This is a genomic window from Pseudonocardia nematodicida, assembly GCF_040105385.1.
GTDB lineage: Bacteria > Actinomycetota > Actinomycetes > Mycobacteriales > Pseudonocardiaceae > Pseudonocardia > Pseudonocardia nematodicida.
This window is the reverse complement of record NZ_JBEDNQ010000009.1, coordinates 154,102-174,400: the sequence shown is the minus strand read 5'-3', so window position 1 is coordinate 174,400 and position 20,299 is coordinate 154,102. Positions and strand designations below refer to the sequence as shown.

Below are 20,299 nucleotides of genomic sequence, written 5' to 3'. Positions count from 1 at the left end.
TAGTGAGCCAGGCCCCGGTTCGGCGGTTGCGCCGGCCCAGCGGCGGCCGGGACCAGCTCCTCGAGACCGCGGTCACGGAGTTCATCGCGCGCGGCTACGACGCGACGTCGATGGAGGACCTCTCCCGCGCCGCGGGCATCACCAAGTCGTCGTTCTACCACCACTTCGCGGGCAAGGAGGCCTTGCTGCGGGCGGCGCTGGAGCGGGCGGTGGACGGCCTGTTCGGCGTCCTGTCCGCCCCGGCCGCGCAGGAGGGGTCTCCCTCGCAGCGGCTGCGGGCCATCGTCGCCGCCCAGGTCCGGGTACTGATGACCGAGCTGCCCTACGTGACCCTGCTGCTGCGGGTGCGGGGCAACACCGAGACCGAGCGGTGGGCCCTCGAGCGCCGCCGCGCCTTCGACGCGTCGATCAGCGCGCTGGTCCGGGAGGCCCGCGACGCCGGTGAGGTCCGCGCCGACGTCGACCCGGCCCTGGCGGCGCGGCTGCTGTCCGGCCTGGTCAACTCGATCGTCGAGTGGTACCGGCCGGGGCGCCCCGGCACCGCCTCCCTGCCCGACGACGTCGTCCGCGCCGCCTTCACCGGGATCGTCCCGGCCCCTCCGGACCACCAGGGAGAACCGGCATGACCTCGCAGCGTCGCGCGGCGGCCTGGCAGGCCCGGGCCAACCAGGCGTACGGCCGCACCTCCCTCGGCCTGACCGACGAGATCGACGCGCTGCTCGCCGACACCGGGGACGCGCTCCCGGCCGGCTTCCACCGCCTCGTCGTGTCCGATGTGGACCGGCTCTGCGACGACGCCGTCGCCGTCACCTTCGACGTCCCCGACGACCTGCGCGACCACTACGCCTTCCGCCCCGGCCAGTACCTCACCCTGCGCCGCGACACCCCGGACGGCGAGGAGCGCCGGTCGTACTCGATCTGCTCCCCCGCCGGCACCGCCCCGCGGGTCGGCGTGCGCCGGGTCGACGGCGGCCTGTTCTCGGCCTGGCTGGTCGACGAGGTCGTCCCCGGCGACGTCGTCGAGGTCGGGCCGCCCTCGGGGACCTTCACCCCGGAGCTGACCGCGGGCACCCACCACGCGCTGATCGCCGCGGGATCGGGCATCACGCCGGTGCTGTCGATCACGTCGTCGCTGCTGGCCGCGCACGACGACACCCGCGTCACCCTCGTCTACGGCAACCGCCGCACCGACACCGTGATGTTCACCGAAGAGCTCGCCGACCTCAAGAACGCCCACGGACCCCGGCTGCACCTGCTGCACGTGCTGTCCCGCGAACCCACCGAGGCCGAGATCGTCAGCGGCCGGCTCGACGCCGGCCGGCTGCGCACCCTGCTGACCTCCCTGGTCGACACCGCGGGCGTCGACGACTGGTGGCTCTGCGGCCCGCTCGGCATGACCGAGGCGGCGCGCGAGGTGCTGGGCGAGTTCGGCGTCGGCCGCGAGCGGGTGCACCGCGAGCTGTTCCACGTCGACGAGCCGCCGCCCGAGGTGCGCCGCGCGGAGGACACCGCGGACCGGCCCGACGGAACCGGCAGCGAGGTCACCGTGATCCTCGACGGCCGCGCCACGACCCTGACCCTGCCCCGCGACGAGGTCGTCCTCGACGCCGCCCAGAAGGTGCGCCGCGATCTGCCGTTCGCCTGCAAGGGCGGGGTCTGCGGGACCTGCCGGGCGAAGGTCGTCGACGGCGAGATGGAGATGCGCCGCAACTTCGCGCTCGAGGACGACGAGGTGGCGGCCGGCTTCGTCCTGACCTGCCAGGCCCGCCCGGTCTCGGACCGTGCGACCGTGGACTACGACGCCTGACACCGGGCCCGCTGCCCCACCCACCGGTTGATACGGGTACCCCCTAGGGGTACCGTCACGGTTCGGAACCGAGGAGGGGAACGCGATGCAGGGTCACACCGACAGCCCCGGTTACGCCGACACCAAGGACGCGCACGTCCGACGCATGCGCCGGATCGAGGGGCAGGTCCGCGGGATCAGCAAGATGATCGAGTCGGACAAGTACTGCATCGACATCCTCACCCAGGTCTCCGCCGTCAACAAGGCGCTCGAGGCCGTCGCGCTGGGGCTGCTCGACGAGCACCTCAAGCACTGTGTCGCCGACGCGGCCGCCGAGGGCGGGCCGGTCGCCGACGAGAAGATCCAGGAGGCCAGCGCCGCGATCGCGCGCCTGGTCCGCTCCTGACCCCCGGACACGTGAGAAGGACATCCCCATGAACACCGCCACCTACACCGTCACCGGCATGACCTGCCAGCACTGCGTCAGCTCGGTGACCGAGGAGATCGGCGAGATCGCCGGCGTCACCGGCGTCGACGTCGACCTGCCCACCGGCGCCGTGACCGTCACCAGCACCGAGGTCCTCTCCGACGACGCGATCCGCGCCGCCGTCGAGGAAGCGGGCTACGAGGTCACCGCGTCCTGAGTCCGGCCGGCGTCATCGGCTCCGGGCGGAGCGAGGAGGGCAGCAGCATGAGCAGAGTCGCGCGGACCGCCGCCTACGGTGCCGCCGTCGTCGTGCTCGGCGCGGGGGCCTACCTGGCCGGCGGCGTGATCGAGGTTCCCACCGACCACCTGCGCCCCACGGCCGAGCACCCCGCCCCGGCGCCCGGCGGGACGGCCCCCGCCCCGGTCCACGGATCCATCGAGGAGGACCACGGATGACCAGCACGGTCCGAGCCGACGGCGGCGACGTGCTCGAGGTCGAGCTCGCCATCGGCGGGATGACCTGCGCGTCGTGCGCGAACCGGATCGAGCGCAAGCTCAACAAGGTCGACGGCGTCACCGCGACGGTCAACTACGCCACCGAGAAGGCGAAGGTCACCGCCACCGGCGGGGTCGACGCCGACCGGCTGGTGGCGGTGGTCGAGTCCGCCGGCTACACCGCGACCCTCCCCGCGCCGCCCGCCGGATCGGGGGACGCCCCCTCCACGGAGGAGGACGCCCCCGAGGACGCGACGCTGCGCGACCACCGGCACCGGTTGCTCGTCTCGGCGCTGCTGTCGCTGCCCGTCGTCGCGATGGCGATGGCTCCCGCGCTGCAGTTCGTCAACTGGCAGTGGCTCTCGCTGGTGCTCGCCGCCCCGGTCTGGGTGTGGGGCGGCGCACCGTTCCACCGGGCCGCCTGGACGAACCTGCGCCACGGCGCGGCCACGATGGACACGCTCATCTCGATGGGCACCACGGCCGCGATGGCCTGGTCGGTCTACGCGCTGTTCTGGGGCACCGCCGGCATCCCCGGCATGACGCACCCGTTCACGCTGACCGTCTCCCCCACCGACGGCGCGAGCCACATCTACCTCGAGGTCGTCGCCGGCGTCACCACGTTCGTGCTGGCCGGGCGCTACTTCGAGGTCCGGGCCAAGCGCCGGGCCGGGGCCGCGCTGCGCGCGCTGCTGGAGCTCGGGGCCAAGGACGTCACGGTGCTGCGCGACGGCGCCGAGGTGCGCGTGCCGGTCGCCGAGCTCGGCGTCGGGGACCGGTTCGTCGTCCGGCCGGGCGAGAAGATCGCCACCGACGGCGTCGTCGTCGAGGGGCGGTCCGCGGTCGACGCCTCGATGCTCACCGGCGAGTCCGTGCCGGTCGAGGTCGAGACCGGCGACACCGTCGTCGGCGCGACGGTCAACGCCGGCGGCCGGCTGGTCGTCGAGGCCACCCGGATCGGCAACGACACCCAGCTCGCCCAGATGGCGACGCTCGTCGAGGAGGCCCAGAACGGCAAGGCCGCGGTCCAGCGGCTCGCCGACCGGATCTCCGGCGTGTTCGTGCCGATCGTGATCGTCGTCGCGATCGTGACCCTGATGTTCTGGCTCGGCGCGAGTGCCGGGGTGTCCGCCGCCTTCACCGCCGCGGTGGCCGTGCTGATCATCGCCTGCCCGTGCGCGCTGGGCCTCGCGACGCCGACCGCGCTGCTGGTCGGGACCGGGCGCGGCGCGCAGCTGGGCATCCTGATCAAGGGCCCGGAGGTGCTCGAGTCGACCCGGCTCGTCGACACCGTCGTGCTCGACAAGACCGGCACCGTCACCACCGGGAAGATGAGCCTGGTCGGGGTGCACACCGCCGACGACGTCGAGGACGACACCGCGCTGCGGCTGGCCGGTGCCCTCGAGAAGGCGTCCGAGCACCCGATCGCCACCGCGATCGCCGACGCCGCCGCGGAGAAGGCAGGCGACCTGCCCGCCGTCACCGACTTCACCAACCACGAGGGCCTCGGCGTCTCCGGCGTGGTCGACGGGCACACCGTCGTCGTGGGGCGGCCGCGACTGGTCGCCGAGCGCGGGATGCCGCTGACCGACGCGCTGGCCGGGACCGCCGAGTCCGAGGCCGCCCTCGGCCGGACGACCATCGCGGTGGCCTGGGACGGCGAGGCCCGCGCGGTGCTCGTCGTCGCCGACACGGTGAAGCCGACCTCCGCCGAGGCGGTCGCCGAGTTCCGGCGGCTCGGACTGGTGCCGGTGCTGCTCACCGGGGACAACCAGGCCGTCGCCGAGGCGGTCGCGACCGAGGTCGGCATCGGGACCGGCCCGGACACCCTGGCCGCCGAGGTCATGCCCGCCGACAAGCTCGCCGTCATCGAGCGGCTGCAGCAGCACGGCCGGGTGGTGGCGATGGTCGGCGACGGCGTGAACGACGCCGCCGCGCTCGCCCGCGCCGACCTGGGCCTGGCCATGGGCACCGGCACCGACGTCGCGATCGAGGCCTCCGACATCACGCTGGTCCGGGGTGATCTGCGGGCGGCCGCGGACGCGGTACGGCTGTCCCGGCAGACGCTCGGCACGATCCAGGGCAACCTGTTCTGGGCGTTCGCCTACAACACCGCCGCGATCCCGCTGGCCGCGGCGGGACTGCTCAACCCGATGATCGCGGGGGCGGCGATGGCGTTCAGCTCGGTGTGCGTGGTCGGCAACAGCCTGCGGCTGCGCCGGTTCCGCGGGCACGGCGGCTGAGCGATCATCATCGGCGTACCGTCACGCCCATGTTCGTGAAGGTCTGCGGCCTGCGCACCCCCGACGACGTGCGGGCCGCGGAGGAGGCCGGTGCCGACGCGGTCGGGTTCGTGATCAGCCCGAGCAGCGTCCGGCACGTCGAGCCGTCGCACGCCGCCGAGCTCGTCGCGGCCGCCGGCGGGGCGATGACGACCGTCGTCGTCGTGGCCGACCTGGCCGCCGGGGACGCCGCGCGGATCACCCACGAGATCGGCGCGGACGTCCTGCAGCTGCACGGCGCGCGCACCGTCGAGGACTACGCCGCGGCGGACCGCTGGTCGGTACGGCTGTGGCGGGCGACGTCGCTGCGCTCCGAACCGGAGCCGACCGTCGGCCTGTTCGGCGAGGAGGCACTGCTGCTCGACTCGCCGCGGGCCGGGTCCGGGCACGCCTGGGACCTGACCACGCTGCCGCCCGAGCGCCGTCCCGCGGGCCGGTGGCTGCTCGCCGGCGGTCTCGACCCGGACACCGTCACCGACGCGATCGCCCAGGTCGCCCCGTGGGGTGTGGACGTGTCCAGCGGGGTCGAGTCCACCCGCGGGGTGAAGGACCACGACCGGATCACCGCGTTCGTGGCCGCCGCCCGCGCCGCCGGGTGACCTACCCGCGCCACCCCGCGCGCTGCAGGATCTCGCGGACGACCGGGCCCTTGGCCTCGGCGTAGTAGTTCATGTCCGGCCACTCGCGCCCGGCGAGGCCGCGCTTGGTGGACTCGTAGAGCCGCCGGTCGGCCTCGTCGGCGCGCAGACGGTCCCGGAAGATCAGGTACCTGCGGACCTCGTCACCGCCGGGCGGGTAGCAGTGCAGGTTGACCGGCTCGCCCGTGCGGAGGCAACGGTGCCCGGGCTCGCGCACCCGCAGCTCGTACCCGATCGCCTCCAGGTCGGCCAGGTAGGCGGGCTCGTCGTCCGGGTCGTCGATGCCGACCACGATGTCGATGACCGGCTTCGCCGCCAGGCCGGGGACCGAGGTCGAGCCGATGTGCTCGATCAGCCGGGCCCGGTCGCCCAGGATCTCGCGCAGCCGCGCGGCCCGTGCGGCGTAGCGGGCGGGCCAGGCCGGGTCGTACTCGCGGAGAGAGACCCACACCGGCTGCAGGCCCCGGACGAGGAGCCGGGCGAGGGCGTCGTCGGTCAGGGGGTCTTCGGGCATCGTGCGACCTTCCGCTCGGCAGCGGGGCAACGTAGCACCGGCCGGTTACCGACACCCGAGCGCTGCGTCCCCTTGTGCGCCCACCCACTGTGATGCCACACTCCGCACACCCATCTGCTAATCCGCATTAGCAACCAGGTGAAGGAGAACGACCTCAGTGGACGCACCGCACGAGTACGAGACCGACGTGGCGATCATCGGCGGCGGCATGGGTGGCGTGGCCGCCGCGCTGGCCGTCTGCCGCTCGGGACGACGCGCGGTACTGACCGAGGAGACCGACTGGCTCGGCGGCCAGCTCACCTCGCAGGCCGTCCCCCCGGACGAGCACCCGTGGATCGAGCAGTTCGGCGCCACCGCCGCCTACCGCGAGCTGCGCGAGGGCATCCGCGCCTACTACCGCCGCGCGTACCCGCTGCGCCCCGAGGCGGCCCGCTCGGCCACGCTCAACCCGGGCGCCGGGCGGGTCAGCAAGCTCTGTCACGAGCCGCGCGTCGCCGTCGCGGTGATCGAGGAGATGCTCGCCCCGCTGCGCAGCGCCGGTCTCCTGACCGTGCTCACCGAGCACCGCCCGGTCGCGGTCGCCACGGACGGCCCGCGCTGCGAGTCGGTCACCGTCCGGGGCCGCGACGGGGTCGAGGCCGTGCTCCGCGCGCCCTACGTCCTGGACGCGACCGAGACCGGTGAGCTCCTCGAGCTCGGCGGGGTCGAGCACGTCACCGGCGCCGAGGCCCGCTCCACACACGACGAGCCGCACGCCCCGGAGACCGCGCAGCCGCACAACCAGCAGGGCATCACCTTCTGCTTCGCGGTCTCGCACCACGAGGGCTCCGACCACACGATCGACCGCCCGGAGTCCTACGACTTCTGGCGCTCCTACACCCCGGAGTTCTGGCCCGGCCCGCTGCTCGGGTTCCTCGCCCCGGACCCGCGCACGCTGGAGGCACACGGGCGCACCTTCGTCCCGAACCCGGACAACGACCCGCTCGACGTCGACGCCGACCAGAGCGCCGACGCCGGCGACAAGGAGCTGTGGGGGTTCCGCCGGATCCTGGCCCGCAAGCTGTTCACCGAGGGTGCCTTCGACTCCGACATCTGCCTGGTCAACTGGCCGCTGAACGACTACTGGCTGACCCCGCACGTCGCCGACGACCCGGCGACGACCGCGAAGGCCGAGGCGGAGGCCCGCGAGCTGTCCCGGTCGTTGCTGTACTGGCTGCAGACCGAGGCCCCGCGCCCGGACGGCGGCACCGGTTTCCCCGGCCTGAAGCCGCGCGGCGACGTCACCGGCACGCCGGACGGCCTGGCCAAGGCCGCCTACGTCCGCGAGTCCCGCCGGATCCACGCGGTCACCACGGTGACCGAGCACGACGTGTCCGCCGACCTGCTCGGTGGTTCCGGCCCGCTGACCCGCAAGGACTCGGTCGGCGTCGGCAGCTACCGGCTCGACCTGCACCCCTCGACCGGCGGGGACAACTACATCGACGTGCCGAGCGTGCCGTTCGAGATCCCGCTCGGCGCGATGCTGCCGGTGCGGGTCACCAACCTGCTGCCGGCCGGCAAGAACCTCGGCACCACCCACATCAGCAACGGATGCTTCCGGCTGCACCCCGTGGAGTGGAACGTGGGCGAGGTCGCCGGTGCGCTGGCCGTGCACGCGCTGACGACCGGTGTCACCCCGCACGAGGTGCACGCCGACCCCGACCGCTTCGACCAGTTCGCCCACCGGCTGGACCGGCTCGGCGTCGAGCGCCGCTGGCCCGTCGTCGGCGCCTACTGACCCGACCGTCCCCTCTCGAAGGATCACATCGCCGTGACCGACGACCCCGACAGCCCCGCAGCCCGGTCCCCGATCCGTATCGGGATCGACGTCGGCGGCACCTTCACCGATGCCGTCGCCGTCGATGCGCGCACGCTCGCGCTGATCGGCCAGACCAAGACCCCGACCAGCCACGACCATCCCGACGGCGTCGCGCACGGCATCATCGAGGGCCTGCACCGGCTGCTCGACGAGATCGGCCGCTCGCCCGAGGACGTCGTGTTCCTCGCGCACGGCACCACCCAGGCCACGAACGCGCTGCTCGAGGGCGACGTGGCCCCGGTGGGGCTGATCGGGATCGGCTCCGGGGTACCGGCGCTGTTCCTGCGCCGCCTCGCCGCGCTCCGGAAGATCGAGCTGACCCCGGGCACCCACCTGCCCCTGGAGTACGGCCACCTCAAGCGGGCCGGCGACACCGCTGCGCTGCACGCGCTGCTCGACGGGTTCGCCGAGCGGGGCATCAGCTCGGTCGTGGTGACCGAGCCGTTCAGCGTCGACGACAGTCTCGGCGAGGACGCGGTGGCCGCCGTGGCCCGCGAGCGCGGGTTCCTGGTCACCGCCACGCACGAGATCACCTCGCTGTACGGGCTGAGCAAGCGCACGCGTACGGCGGTGCTCAACGCCGTCATCCTGCCGCGGATGTTCGCCACCGCGGATCTCGTGCAGACCAGCATCGAGAAGGCCGGCATCACCGCACCGCTGATGGTCATGCGGTGCGACGGCGGCGTGATGTCGCTGGAGGAGATGCGCCGACGCCCGCTGCTCACCGTCCTGTCCGGACCCGCGGCGGGCGTGGCCGGAGCGCTGATGCAGGAGCGTCTCGGTGAGGGGATCTTCCTGGAGACCGGCGGCACCTCGACCGACGTCTCGGTCGTGCGCCGCGGCAAAGTGGCCGTGCGGTACACGAGCTTCGGCGGCAGCACGACCTACCTCAACGCGCTCGATGTGCGCACCATCGGCATCGGCGGCGGATCGATGATCCGGATGCAGCACGACGGCAGCCCGCGGATCACCGCGGTCGGCCCGCGGTCGGCGCACATCGCCGGACTCCCCTACGCCTGTTTCGCCACGCTCGCGGACCTCGACGGCGCACGGCTGGTCCCGGTCGCCCCGCGCCCGGGCGACCCGGACGACCACGTCACCCTCGACGCCGCCGGCGGCCGGTACGCGGTCACGCTCACCTGCGCGGCGAACGCGCTCGGGCTGGTCCCGGCCGAGGCCTACGCCCGCGCCGATCCCGCCGTCGCCCGCCGCGCCCTGCAGCCCGTCGCCGACGCCCTGGGCGTCGACGTGGACACCGCCGCCCGCCGGATCCTGGAGACGGCCGCCGCGCCGATCGAGAAGGTCGTCACCGCGCTGGTCACCGACTACGACCTGGACGACGACGCGGTCAGGCTGGTCGGGGGCGGCGGCGGTGCCGCGGCAGTCACCCCGTTCCTCGGCGGGGCGGGTGACCGGGAGTGGACGCTCGCCGCGCACGGCGAGGTGATCAGCCCGATCGGCGTCGCGCTGGCCCTGCTGCGCGAGCAGGTCGAGCGGATCATCCCCGGCGCGACCGACGAGCAGGTGCTCGCGGTGCGCCGCGAGGCCGAGCAGGCGCTGCTCGACCAGGGCGCGGCCCCGGGTGCGATCTCGGTCGACGTGACCGTCGACCCGCAGTCGAACACGGTGCGCGCCATCGCTACCGGCGCCACCGAGCTGCGCACCCAGGACCTCACCGACAAGCCCGGACGCGCGGAGCTCGACCCGGTCGCGGCACGCAGCCTGCGGATCGGGCCCGAACACCTGGAGGTGCTCGCCGAGACGCCCTACCACGTCGTCTACGGCGCCCCGGAACGGAAACGGCGGTTCCGCCGGGCCCGGCGGCCGGTCCGCGTCGTCGACCGCGACGGGGTGATCCGGTTCGCCTCGGCCGACGCGCAGGTCGTCCGGGGCACCGTCGGCGGCGGCGCGAACCTGCTGGCCTCGGCCGTCACCCGGCTCACCAGCTACGGCGACGGCGGCTCCCGTGCCCCCGCCGTCCAGCTCATCGCCGGGCCGACCCTCGCGGACCTGTCCGGGGTGCTCGACGAGAGCGCGCTGATCTCACTCGCCCGGTCCGAACTGGACGGCAAGAACCGCGACGACGACCTGGTCGCCGTCCTGGAGGTGCGGCGATGACCCCCGACCCCGACGACGTCGCGCTGGGCGCCCGGCTGCTGTCCGGGATCCCGACCAACGAGGCGCGGTCACCGGAGCTGCTGCGCACCGTCGCGGAGCGCGCCCGGGCGTTCGGTCACCGGCTCGCCGACCTCGATGCCCCCGCCCCCGGCGACCCGACCGGCGGGCACCGGGTCGTCGAACGCACCGGCGGGCTCGACCGCGACACCCCTGTGCTGGCCCGGTTCCTGCACCGCAGCGGCACCATCGAGCTGTTCACCGACAGCATCGCGTTCTGCGAGTCCCTCGTGGACACCCACGGCTGGCGGGCACACTTCCCGGCCGGGAGCGTCCGGGCCGCCGCCGTGCTGCACGAGCGGGCGCACCACCTGCTGGCCGGCCCGTACGCGCGCGACCTGCGGGTCGCCGTGGGGCATCCGGCGCTGCGGATCGGGCGCTGGGTCCACTGGGCACACGTCGCCGGCGCCGAGGAGCTCGCCGCGCACGCCTACGCCGCCCGCCGGCTCGGGCTCGGCCGCTCCCCGCTGCTCGTCACCGCGGCCGCCTCGGCCGCCCTCGACCGCCGCGCCAGGACCGTCAAGGAGGCTTCGACATGGGCATCGTGATCCTCGCGATCATGGTGGTGGGTGTCGCCGTGATCCTCAGCGGGAAGGTGCCCACCGCCTTCGTGCTCGTCGCGCTCGCCGTGGGGATCGGCTTCGCCGCCGGCGCACCGCTGTTCGGCGAGGACGGCAGCGTCCTCGAGACCGTCATGCAGGACGGTGCGACCCGGCTCGCCGCCACCATGATCGCGATCCTGATCGGTTCCTGGCTCGGCTCGCTGATGCGCGACACCGCGATCGCCAAGACGCTGGTCCGCAAGACCGTCGAGTTCGCCGGGGACCGCCCGGTCGTCGTCGCGCTCGGCATGCTGCTGGTCGCCGCCCTGGTCGGCACCGTCACCGGGTCCGCGCCGGCCGCGCTGCTCGCCGGGGTCATCGGGATCCCCGCGATGGTCGCCGTCGGTGTCCCGAAGGTGACCGCGGCCGGGACGATCCTGATGGGCATCGCCGTCGGGGTGCCGTTCGAGCTGCCGATCTGGCAGTTCTTCTCCAGCGCGCTGGACCTCACGATCGCCGAGGTCCGCAGCTTCCTGATCATGCTGTTCCCGTTCGCGCTGGTCGCGGCGGTCGCGTTCGTGCTCATCGAGACCCGGCGGCGCGGGACCGTGCACGCCTGGTCGCTGGCCATGCCGGCCGAGCCGGGCACCGGGGAACCCTCGCGCCGCGAGCGGCTCGGCGACGCGCCCTGGTACGCGCTGTTCACCCCGCTCGTGCCGATCGTGCTGGCGCTGGGGTTCGAGGTGCCGATCATCCCGTCGCTGCTCGGCGGCGTGCTCTACGCGGTGCTCACCACGACGCGGCCGCGGGACATGGGCACCACCATGCTGCGCTCGCTCTACGACGGCTTCACCGTCGCCGCTCCCCCGATCACCTTGTTCGTCGCGATCGGAATGCTGCTCGAGGCGGTGAACCTGCCCGGTGCGGTCGGCGCGCTGACCCCGGTCGTCGAGGTGCTGGCGCCGAGCGAGCCGTGGCTCTACGTGCTGGTGTTCTCGCTCCTGGTCCCGCTGTGCCTGTTCCGCGGGCCGATGAACATCTACGGCCTCGGCGCCGGGATCGCCGGCGCGCTCACCGCCGTGGGCATCTACCCGACGATGGCGGTGCTCGGCCTGATGGCGTCCTACAACCAGGTGCTCGGGGTGTCCGACCCGACGAGCACGCAGACGGTGTGGGCGGCGCAGTACTCCGGGGTCAGCCCGCAGCAGGTGATGCTCCGGACGCTGCCCTACGTCTGGGTGGTCGCGGTCGGCGGTGTGATCACCTCGGCGGTGCTCTACCTCTGAGCCGGGTGGGCGGGCGCGGCGAGCGTCCGCCCACCGACGACCTCGCAGTCGAGCAGGGTCCGCCGCTCTCGGTCCGGCAGCTCGTCGGCCGGATCGAGGATCCGCCCGAGCAGCCGCAGCGACTCCGCGCCCAGCCGGGTGCGCGGCGGCCGCAGCCGGGTGAAGTCCGGCAGGCGCGACCCGGCGCGGGGTGGATCGGCCAGCACGACGACCGACAGATCCCGCGGGACATCCCACCCGAGCCCCGTCGCGACCTCCCACACCCGGGCGGCCTGTGCGGCCGTCTCCGCCACGACCGCGGTCACCCCGCCGGCCCGCAGTCCTGTCAGCAGGTCCGCGGTGATCGCGTGCTCGTCCACCTCGCGGGTGTCCAGCCGGATGCCCGGAGCCGAGGCGCACCCCCGCTCGACGCCCCGCATCCGGTCCACGATGGACTCTCCGGCCTGCTCGAGGTGCAGGTACGCCAGATGCGCGTGCCCGGCCTCGACGACCCGGCCGGTCAGCGTCGCCGCACCGGCCACGTAGTCCAGGCCGACGTAGGGGACGCCCTCGACGTCGCGCCGCCCGACCGCGACGAACGGGAACCCCTCGGCCTGCAGGGCGCCCAGTTCGTCGCCGTCCATCCGGACCCCGAGCAGCAGGCAGCCGTCGGCGAGGCGGAGCCGGCTGTTGCCGTGCAGCAGCCGCCGCCGGCCGTCGCGCACCGGGGCGCTGGTGAACATCAGCAGGTCGCAGCCGAGCTGCTCGGCCTCGGCCTCGATCCCGGCGAGCAGCGGCGTGTAGAAGTCCTGTGCCCCGGTCGGGAAGGCCGGCTCGTAGGTGAACACTCCGACGATCTTGTTGCCGACCCCCGCCAGCCGCCGCGCCGCGGCGTTCGCGGTGTATCCGGTCTCGGCGATGACCTGCTCGACCCGCTCGCGCGTCCGGTCCGGGATCCGGGTGGCGTCGTTGGCCTTGCCGTTGAGCACGAGCGAGACCACAGCCTGACTGACCCCCGCCAGCTCGGCGATCTGGCGCTGGGTCACCTTCCCCGCTCGTGCAGCCACCGTGCGCCCACCCTCCGATTCGCGGCCACCCCAGCCTAGGCCCGGGCTGATACGGATGAGCATCGGACGGGCAGGGACCACCCAGGACGCCCGCCACCGCGCCGTCCGGCGGAGACACCGCGCTACCGACGACCACGTTGCGACCGGAGCCGTCCGCTCTAGAGATACTCGACTAATATATCTACCGCCGATACAGTGGGCTCTCACTGTCGGTCAGGAGGGGTTCAGGCCGGACGCCGCCCCGGGAGGCCCGCGGAGGTACCCCGTTCTCCACGACACAACCCGCCACCTGCCTGCACGAATGTCCTGCGCAACATCGGCACGGGCGCCCCTTGACAGCGCACCGGGCAACGCGGTCCCATGGTGCGTATTGAGCAATCAGTTGCGTTCGACGCAACCGCTCCCGCTTCCAGTTGTGGTTCTCCCGCACGCCGCCTTCGGCGTGTCCGTCCGCCCCCGTTCACGAGGAGCACTGCCATGACGACCGGTGAGCTGTCCCGTCCTGCCGAGGGCCAGGGCCTGCCGGAGAGCCTGCGGGAGACCCTCGCCGGCCACTACTACACCGACCCGGCGATCTTCCGGGCCGAGCAGGACGCCATCTTCCACAAGGGCTGGTTCTGCTCGGTGCTCAGCGCCGACCTCGAGCGGCCGGGCCAGTACGAGACCGTCCAGATCGGACGGGAGAGCGTGATCGTCACACGTGGGCGGGACGGCCGGGTCAACGCGCTGCTCAACGTCTGCCGGCACCGCGGGGCGCGGATCTGCACCGAGGAGAGGGGCGAGGTGCGGCGGTCGTTCCAGTGCCCGTACCACGCCTGGACCTACGGTCTCGACGGCAAGCTCGTCGCGGCGCCCAACCTGACATCGATGCCCGACATCGACAAGGTGGAGTACGGCCTGCACACGGTGCACGTGCGGGAGTGGCTCGGGTACGTGTGGCTGTGCCTGGCCGAGACGCCGCCGTCGTTCGAGGAGACGGTGATCGGGGACGTCACCACCCGGCTCGGCTCGCCGGAGAAGATCGTCGGCTACGGCGTGGAGAACCTCAAGCTCGGCCGGCGCATCTCCTACGACGTCAAGGCGAACTGGAAGCAGATCGTCGAGAACTTCATGGAGTGCTACCACTGCGCGACGATCCACCCCGAGCTGACCGAGGTCCTGCCCGAGTTCGCGGACGGTCTCGCGGCGCAGTACTTCGTCGGCCACGGCGCCGAGTTCGGCGAGGACGTCCAGGGCTTCACCGTCGACGGGTCGGCCGGCCTGGAGCGGCTCCCGGGCGTCTCGCAGGACCAGGACCGCCGCTACTACGCGATCACCGTGCGCCCCCAGGTGTTCATCAACCTGGTGCCCGACCACGTCGTGTTCCACCGGATGTTCCCGCTGACGCCCGAGCGCACCCAGGTGATCTGCGACTGGCTCTACCTGCCCGATGTCGTCGACTCCGGCGCCGACATCACCCGGTCCGTCGAGCTGTTCCACCGGGTCAACCTGCAGGACTTCGAGGCCTGCGAGCGGTGCCAGGTCGCGATGGACTCGTGGTCGTATGCGAAGGGCGGGGTGCTGGTGCCCAGCGAGCACCACATCGGCGAGTTCCACGACTGGGTGCGGGAGCGCCTCCGGCACTCGTGAGTGGTTTTCGTGGCCCCAACCACGAAAACCACTCACAGGCGGCGTAGCCGCCTACCGGAAGACGACGGTGCGGGCACCGGAGAGCAGGACCCGGCGCTCGCAGTGCCAGCGGACGGCCCGGGACAGGGCGAGGGCCTCGGCGTCCCGGCCGACGGTCTGCAGCGACTTCGGGTCGTGGGCGTGGTCGATCCGGATCACCTCCTGCTCGATGATCGGGCCCTCGTCGAGGTCGGGGGTGACGTAGTGGGCGGTCGCGCCGACCAGCTTGACCCCGCGCTCGTAGGCCTGGTGGTAGGGCCGCGCACCCTTGAACCCGGGCAGGAACGAGTGGTGGATGTTGATCGCCCGGCCGTAGAGCGCCTTGCAGGTCTCGTCGGAGAGCACCTGCATGTAGCGGGCCAGCACGACCAGCTCCGCGCCGTAGGAGTCGACGACCTGCAGCAGCTGCGCCTCGGCGTCGGGCTTGGTCTCGGGCGTGACGGGAATGTGCACGTAGGGCAGCCCGGCGGCCTCGGCCATCGGGCGCAGGTCCTCGTGATTGGACACGACGGCGACGATGTCGGCGCCGAGGCTGCCCGCCCGCCAGCGGAAGAGCAGGTCGTTGAGGCAGTGCCCGAGCCGGGACACCATCACCACGATCCGGGCGGGCGCGCCGTCGCTGACGGCGAAGGTCATCCCGAACTCGGCGGCCACCTGCTCGAAGGCCCGGGACAGCGCGACGAGGTCGACGCCGTCCGGGGCGCCGGCCTGGGTGCGCAGGTGGAAGCGGCCGCCGACCGCGTCGTCGAACTGCTGGTACTCGCCGATGTCGCAGCCGTGCTCGAACAGGAAGGCGCTGACCGCGCGCACGATCCCGGTCCGGTTCGGGCAGCTCACGGTGAGGATGAACGAGCGGCTCATGGGAGCTCCTTGGTATCTCATTGATGTATCAATCGGCGGCGAACGGTGGCCGGTGCGGCGACGGAGTTACCATCGGGCGCGTGACCGCTCTTCCCGACACCGCCGAGCCGGAGTTCACCTCACTGGCCGACAAGGCCTACGCGGAGATCCGGGACCGGTTGATCATGCTGGATATCGCGCCGATGACCGCGATCGACGACGTCGCCCTGGCCCGCTCGCTCGAGGTCGGCCGCACCCCGGTCCGTGAGGCGCTCAAGCGGCTGGAGATCGACCGGCTGGTGATCTCCTACCCGCGGCGGGGCACGTTCGCCACCGGCGTCGACATCACCGACCTCGCCTACATCTCCGACATCCGGGTGCAGCTGGAGCCGCTGGCCGCCCGCCGGGCCGCCGAGGTCGCCGGGGCGGGTGTGCTCGCCGAGCTGCGCGATCTGGCGGAGACGATCGACCGGATCGACGTCCGCACCCTGGACCGTGATGCGCTGATGCGCTGGGACCTGCACGTGCACCGGGCGATCTACGCCGCCGCGGCGAACCCGCACCTCGAGGACACGCTGATCCGCTACGACAACCTCGCCACCCGGATCTTCTGCCTGTTCCTGGACCGGATGTCCCACTTCGACCAGCACGTCGGCGAGCACTCCGGTCTGCTGCGGGCGATCGCCGACCGCCGCGCCGACGACGCCGAGCAGCTGGCCCGCGACCACGTCCTCGGCTTCGAGAAGGCGATCCGGCAGGTGGTCTGAGAAATCTAGGAACACCACGCCGCTCCGGCCGATTGCACGGTGTGCTCCAGCAGCAGCGCCGTCGTCACCGGCCCCACCCCGCCCGGGACCGGCGAGATCGCGGCGGCGCGGCCGTCGGTGGCGTCGACGTCGCCTGCCAGTGAGCCGTCCGGCGCGGTGTTGGTGCCGACGTCGACCACCACCGCCCCGTCCCCGACGTGCTCGGCGCGGATCAGGCCGATCCGGCCCACGGCGACGACCAGGACGTCCGCGGACCGGGTGTGCGCGGCGAGGTCCTTGGTGTGCCGGTGGCAGATCGCGACCGTCGCATCGCGCTGCAGGAGCAGCTGCGCGGTCGGCTTACCGACCACCAGCGAGCGCCCGACGACGACGGCGTTGCGCCCGGTCAGCTCGATCTGGTGGTGGTCGAGCAGGCACAGCACCGCCGCGGCGGTCGCCGGCGGGTAGGCGGGCAGCCCGGCCGCGAGCCGGCCGGCCGAGAGCGGGTTGGCGCCGTCGACGTCCTTCTCACAGGCGATCGCGGCGGCCAGGTCCTCGACCCGCACCCCGTCCGGCAGTGGGGCCTGCAGCACGATGCCGTGCACGGTGTCGTCGCTGCTCAGCCGCAGCAGGGTCCGGTGGATGTCGTCGGTGAAGGCATCCGCACCGAGCGAGATCACCTCGCAGGTGATCCCGACCCGGCCCGCGGCGGCGGCCAGCGAGCGGACGTACCAGCCGGCACCCGGGTCGTCGGTGGCGACGACGACGGCGAGCTTCGGCACGATGCCGCGCCCGACCAGGCCGGCCGCGGCGGTGGTGACCCGCTCGCGGATCGCGCGGGCGGGCGCGGTCCCGTCCAGGACGGCCGCCGTCATCGGCTGATCCGCTCGCGGACGGTCGCGGTCACCTTGTCCGCGCGCACCAGCAGGTCGTCGACGCCCATCAGCGTCTCCCCCAGCTCGATGCGGGCCAGCGGGTCGGTGATCCCGGCGAGGTTGATCTCGACGTTGAGCCGCGCGGTGCCGGCCGCGGCCCGGGCGGCCTCGGTCGCGGCGGCGACGTCGGTGATGACGTTCGGGTTCCCGACCGGGCAGAGCCGCTCGGCCAGCTCGATGACCTGCTCCGCGCTGCGGATCACCCGGGCCGGGACCCGCGCGGCCTCGACGAGCGCGTCGCCGATCGCCCGGGAGCGCGTCTCGGCCTCCTTCGCGGTCGCGCGCGGGAGCCGGTAGGCCTCGGCGACGGCGCCGAACACACATCCGTCGAGCTCGGCGAGCCCGAGCCCGACGACCCGCAGCTCGTCGGCCCGGTTCCGGACCGCGATCACGGTCTCGGCGTGCTCGGCGTACCGGTCGCTGTCGCTGTAGCGGGCGACCATGCCCAGCAGCGCGGCGGCCTGGGCGAGGTGCAGCGCCGCCGTCGCACCTCCGCCGGGGGCCGGTACCCGCGCGGCGAGGTTCCAGAGGAAGTTGTCGATGCTCTCGGAGCGCATGGGCCAACTCTTTCGGTGCGGGCGGAGTCAGCGGCGGATGCGGCTCATCTCCGGGTCGAACAGGGGCTCGGCGGCGACGGTCGCGGGGATCCGCCGGTCGAAGTACTGGATCTCCACGCCGCTGCCGACCTCGAGACCGGCGGGTAGCCAGGCGTAGGCGACCGGCGTCCCGAGGGTGTGCGCGAACGCGGCCGAGGTGACGTAGCCGGCCGGTTCGCCGTCGAGGAGCACCGGCTCGTGGCCGAGCACGACGCTGCGCCGGTCGTCGACGGTCAGGCAGGTCAGCCGCCGGGTCACCGCGTCCGGGGCGATCGCCTCCACCGCCGCGCGGCCGACGAACTTCCCCTTGGTCTGCGGCCGGACCGCGAACCCGAGCCCCGCCGAGTACGGGTCGTGCTCGGTGCTCATGTCCGCGCCCCAGGACCGGTAGCCCTTCTCCAGCCGCAGGCTGTTGAACGCGGCCCGGCCGGCGGCGACGACGCCGAGCGGGCGGCCGGCGTCGTACAGCACGTCCCACAGCTTCCGGCCGTACTCCGCGCTCGTGTAGATCTCCCAGCCGAGCTCGCCCACATAGGACAGTCGCATGGCGGTCACCGGGATCCCGGCGATGTGCGCCTGCGTGGCGCGGAAGAACTTCAGGCCCTCGTGGGAGAAGTCGTCGGCACTCAGCGGCTGAACCAGATCCCGGGCCCGCGGGCCCCAGACGCCGATGCAGCAGGTGCCGCCGGTGATGTCGCGGACCGAGACGCTGCGGTCGCCGGGCAGCTCGGAGAGCAGGTAGCGGGTGTCGAGGTTGGAGTTCACACCGACCTGGAACCGGTCCGTGGCGAGCCGGGCGACGGTGAGGTCGCTGCGCACCCCGCCGGCCTCGTCGAGCATGAGGGTGTAGGTGACGGCACCGACCGACTTGTCCATCTTGCCGGTGGTGAGCCGGTCGAGGAACGCGCACGCGCCGGGTCCCTCGACCTCGAGCCGCCGAAGCGGGGTCATGTCGTACATCGCGACCGCGGTGCGGGTCTTCCACGCCTCGACCGCGACGCACGGCGAGTGGAACATCGCCGACCAGCCGTCCCGGGAGGGCTCGCGCCACTCGGCGGGCAGCTCGCGCACGAGCGAGGAGTTGGCCTCGTACCAGTGCGGGCGCTCCCAGCCGTGCGACTCCAGGAACAGCGCCCCGAGCTCGCGCTGCCGGTCGTGGAACGGGCTGGTGCGCAGCTCGCGCGGGGAGAGCTTGGGCTGCAGCGGGTGGATGACGTCGTAGACCTCGCGGAAGTTCTGCTGCCCGGTCTCGTCGACGTAGGCGTCTGCGGTCTCGACCTCGTCGAACCGGTGCACGTCGCAGCCGTGCAGGTCGAGCTCGCTGCGCCCGTCGACGAGCAGCTGCGCGACCGCGCGCGCCACGCCGGACGAGTGGGTCACCCAGACCGCCTCGGCGATCCAGAACCCGGCGACGTCGGCGGACTCGCCGATCAGCGGGCCGCCGTCCGGGGTGAAGGAGAAGACGCCGTTGAACCCGGTCTCGACCTTCGCCGATGCCAGTGCGGGCAGCAGCTCCTGGCTCTGCTCCCACTGCGCGGCGAAGTCGGAGTCGGTGAAGGGCAGCATGGAGGGCTGGGTGGACTCGCTGACGTCGACGGTCCCGGGGAGATCGGAGATCGACACCGGCATCGGGCGGTGCGCGTAGGAGCCGATGCCGAGGTGGTCGTCGTGCTCGCGGTAGTAGAGGTCGGCGTCCTGGTGGCGCAGGATCGGCAGCCGGGCCTCGACGTCTGCCCCGTTGCGACCGATGAGTTCCGGGACCTGCGAGGTGTGCGCGTACTGGTGGGCCAGCGGGATCAGCGGCACCCGCATGCCGACGAGCGTGCCCAGCTCGCGGCCCCAGAACCCGGCGCACGAGACGACGATGTCGGCGTCGATCACCCCCTGGTCGGTCTCGACGCCGGTCACCCTGCCGCCGGCGCGGGCGATACCGGTGACCTGCGTGTTCCCCTGGAACCGCGCGCCGCGGGACTCGGCGCGCCGGGTCAGCGCGACGACCGCGCGGGTCGCCTTGGCGAGGCCGTCGGTGGGCGTGTGCAGCCCGCCGAGGATCCGGTCGCGGTCGAGCAGCGGGTGCAGGCGGACGCACTCCTCCGGGTCGACGACGGCGGCCGGCACGCCCCGCGAGATCGCCCAGCCCTGCTTGCGGTGCAGGTCCGCCAGGCGCTGCGGGGTGGTCGCGACCTCCAGGCCACCGACCTGGTTGAAGCACCAGCCGCCGTCGACCTCGAGGCTCTTGAGCTTCTCGACGGTGTAGGTGGCGAACGCGGTCATGGTCTTCGACCCGGTGGTCTGGAAGACCAGGCCCGGGGCGTGCGAGGTGGAGCCACCGGTCAGCGGGAGCGGGCCCTGGTCGACGACGGTGACCTCGGTCCAGCCGCGCTCGGTGAGCTCGTCGGCCAGGTTCGTCCCGACGATCCCGGCTCCGATGATGACGACGCGAGGAGTCATGGTCTTCTCCTGAT

19 protein-coding genes are annotated in these 20,299 nt (G+C 73.0%); 13 read left to right on the top strand and 6 right to left on the bottom strand.

Annotated elements, in window-relative coordinates:
- The first annotated feature begins 2 nt into the window (after positions 1–2).
- From WIS52_RS21445 to WIS52_RS21415, 7 genes are all read left to right on the top strand, one after another.
- Positions 3–626 (top strand): TetR/AcrR family transcriptional regulator, encoded by a 624-nt coding sequence (locus WIS52_RS21445; RefSeq protein WP_349300110.1) that lies wholly within the window; start codon positions 3–5, stop codon positions 624–626.
- The gene (paaE, locus tag WIS52_RS21440) at positions 623–1,807 is read left to right on the top strand and encodes a 1,2-phenylacetyl-CoA epoxidase subunit PaaE (RefSeq protein WP_349300109.1); all 1,185 of its coding nucleotides are present in this window, start codon (positions 623–625) and stop codon (positions 1,805–1,807) included. The genes WIS52_RS21445 and paaE overlap by 4 nt, the downstream gene beginning before the upstream one ends.
- Before the next feature lie 85 nt (positions 1,808–1,892).
- Positions 1,893–2,192, top strand: coding sequence for a metal-sensitive transcriptional regulator (locus tag WIS52_RS21435; RefSeq protein WP_349300108.1), 300 nt, complete (start codon positions 1,893–1,895; stop codon positions 2,190–2,192).
- A 28-nt stretch (positions 2,193–2,220) separates the two neighbouring features.
- Positions 2,221–2,430 (top strand): heavy-metal-associated domain-containing protein, encoded by a 210-nt coding sequence (locus tag WIS52_RS21430; RefSeq protein ID WP_349300107.1) that lies wholly within the window; start codon positions 2,221–2,223, stop codon positions 2,428–2,430.
- A gap of 47 nt (positions 2,431–2,477) precedes the next feature.
- Complete coding sequence (locus WIS52_RS21425; protein WP_349300106.1) at positions 2,478–2,669, top strand: hypothetical protein; 192 nt, start codon at positions 2,478–2,480, stop codon at positions 2,667–2,669.
- A complete protein-coding gene (locus WIS52_RS21420; protein ID WP_349300105.1) occupies positions 2,666–4,951 on the top strand; it encodes a heavy metal translocating P-type ATPase in 2,286 nt (761 codons plus the stop codon). The genes WIS52_RS21425 and WIS52_RS21420 overlap by 4 nt, the downstream gene beginning before the upstream one ends.
- A gap of 29 nt (positions 4,952–4,980) precedes the next feature.
- A complete protein-coding gene (locus tag WIS52_RS21415) occupies positions 4,981–5,589 on the top strand; it encodes a phosphoribosylanthranilate isomerase (RefSeq protein WP_349300104.1) in 609 nt (202 codons plus the stop codon).
- 1 nt (position 5,590) lies between these two features.
- On the opposite strand, the gene WIS52_RS21410 is transcribed toward WIS52_RS21415, so the two are convergent.
- A complete protein-coding gene (locus WIS52_RS21410; RefSeq protein ID WP_349300103.1) occupies positions 5,591–6,142 on the bottom strand; it encodes a GrpB family protein in 552 nt (183 codons plus the stop codon).
- A gap of 157 nt (positions 6,143–6,299) precedes the next feature.
- On the opposite strand from WIS52_RS21410, the gene WIS52_RS21405 reads away from it, so the two are divergent.
- From WIS52_RS21405 to WIS52_RS21390, 4 genes are read left to right on the top strand one after another with little or no spacing between them, the layout of a single operon-like run.
- Positions 6,300–7,919: an FAD-dependent oxidoreductase gene (locus tag WIS52_RS21405; RefSeq protein WP_349300102.1), complete on the top strand. Its 1,620-nt coding sequence runs from the start codon at positions 6,300–6,302 to the stop codon at positions 7,917–7,919.
- 33 nt (positions 7,920–7,952) lie between these two features.
- Positions 7,953–10,118: a hydantoinase/oxoprolinase family protein gene (locus WIS52_RS21400; protein WP_349300101.1), complete on the top strand. Its 2,166-nt coding sequence runs from the start codon at positions 7,953–7,955 to the stop codon at positions 10,116–10,118.
- On the top strand, positions 10,115–10,723 hold the full coding sequence (locus tag WIS52_RS21395) for a hypothetical protein (RefSeq protein ID WP_349300100.1): 609 nt from the start codon (positions 10,115–10,117) through the stop codon (positions 10,721–10,723). The genes WIS52_RS21400 and WIS52_RS21395 overlap by 4 nt, the downstream gene beginning before the upstream one ends.
- Positions 10,711–12,003, top strand: a complete 1,293-nt coding sequence (locus WIS52_RS21390; RefSeq protein ID WP_349300099.1) for a TRAP transporter large permease — start codon at positions 10,711–10,713, stop codon at positions 12,001–12,003. The genes WIS52_RS21395 and WIS52_RS21390 overlap by 13 nt, the downstream gene beginning before the upstream one ends.
- Here WIS52_RS21390 and WIS52_RS21385 read toward each other — a convergent pair.
- Positions 11,994–13,049 carry a LacI family DNA-binding transcriptional regulator gene (locus tag WIS52_RS21385; RefSeq protein WP_349300098.1) on the bottom strand — a complete coding sequence of 352 codons (1,056 nt, stop codon included), beginning with the start codon at positions 13,047–13,049 and terminating at the stop codon, positions 11,994–11,996. The genes WIS52_RS21390 and WIS52_RS21385 overlap by 10 nt on opposite strands.
- A 477-nt stretch (positions 13,050–13,526) precedes the next feature.
- On the opposite strand from WIS52_RS21385, the gene WIS52_RS21380 reads away from it, so the two are divergent.
- Positions 13,527–14,678, top strand: coding sequence for an aromatic ring-hydroxylating oxygenase subunit alpha (locus tag WIS52_RS21380; RefSeq protein WP_349300097.1), 1,152 nt, complete (start codon positions 13,527–13,529; stop codon positions 14,676–14,678).
- Between the two features lie 51 nt (positions 14,679–14,729).
- Here the strand turns inward: WIS52_RS21380 and purU are convergent, their stop codons facing one another.
- Positions 14,730–15,578: a formyltetrahydrofolate deformylase gene (purU, locus tag WIS52_RS21375; protein ID WP_349300096.1), complete on the bottom strand. Its 849-nt coding sequence runs from the start codon at positions 15,576–15,578 to the stop codon at positions 14,730–14,732.
- 80 nt (positions 15,579–15,658) lie between these two features.
- On the opposite strand from purU, the gene WIS52_RS21370 reads away from it, so the two are divergent.
- On the top strand, positions 15,659–16,324 hold the full coding sequence (locus tag WIS52_RS21370) for a GntR family transcriptional regulator (RefSeq protein ID WP_349300095.1): 666 nt from the start codon (positions 15,659–15,661) through the stop codon (positions 16,322–16,324).
- Between the two features lie 5 nt (positions 16,325–16,329).
- Here the strand turns inward: WIS52_RS21370 and WIS52_RS21365 are convergent, their stop codons facing one another.
- The 3 genes from WIS52_RS21365 to WIS52_RS21355 are packed head-to-tail and all read right to left on the bottom strand — an operon-like array spanning position 16,330 to position 20,285.
- On the bottom strand, positions 16,330–17,178 hold the full coding sequence (locus WIS52_RS21365) for a bifunctional 5,10-methylenetetrahydrofolate dehydrogenase/5,10-methenyltetrahydrofolate cyclohydrolase (RefSeq protein ID WP_349300094.1): 849 nt from the start codon (positions 17,176–17,178) through the stop codon (positions 16,330–16,332).
- Positions 17,175–17,795, bottom strand: a complete 621-nt coding sequence (locus tag WIS52_RS21360) for a cyclodeaminase/cyclohydrolase family protein (RefSeq protein WP_349300093.1) — start codon at positions 17,793–17,795, stop codon at positions 17,175–17,177. Before WIS52_RS21360 ends, WIS52_RS21365 begins: the two co-directional genes overlap by 4 nt.
- 27 nt (positions 17,796–17,822) lie before the next feature.
- A complete protein-coding gene (locus WIS52_RS21355) occupies positions 17,823–20,285 on the bottom strand; it encodes a GcvT family protein (protein ID WP_349300092.1) in 2,463 nt (820 codons plus the stop codon).
- Positions 20,286–20,299: the final 14 nt, after the last annotated feature.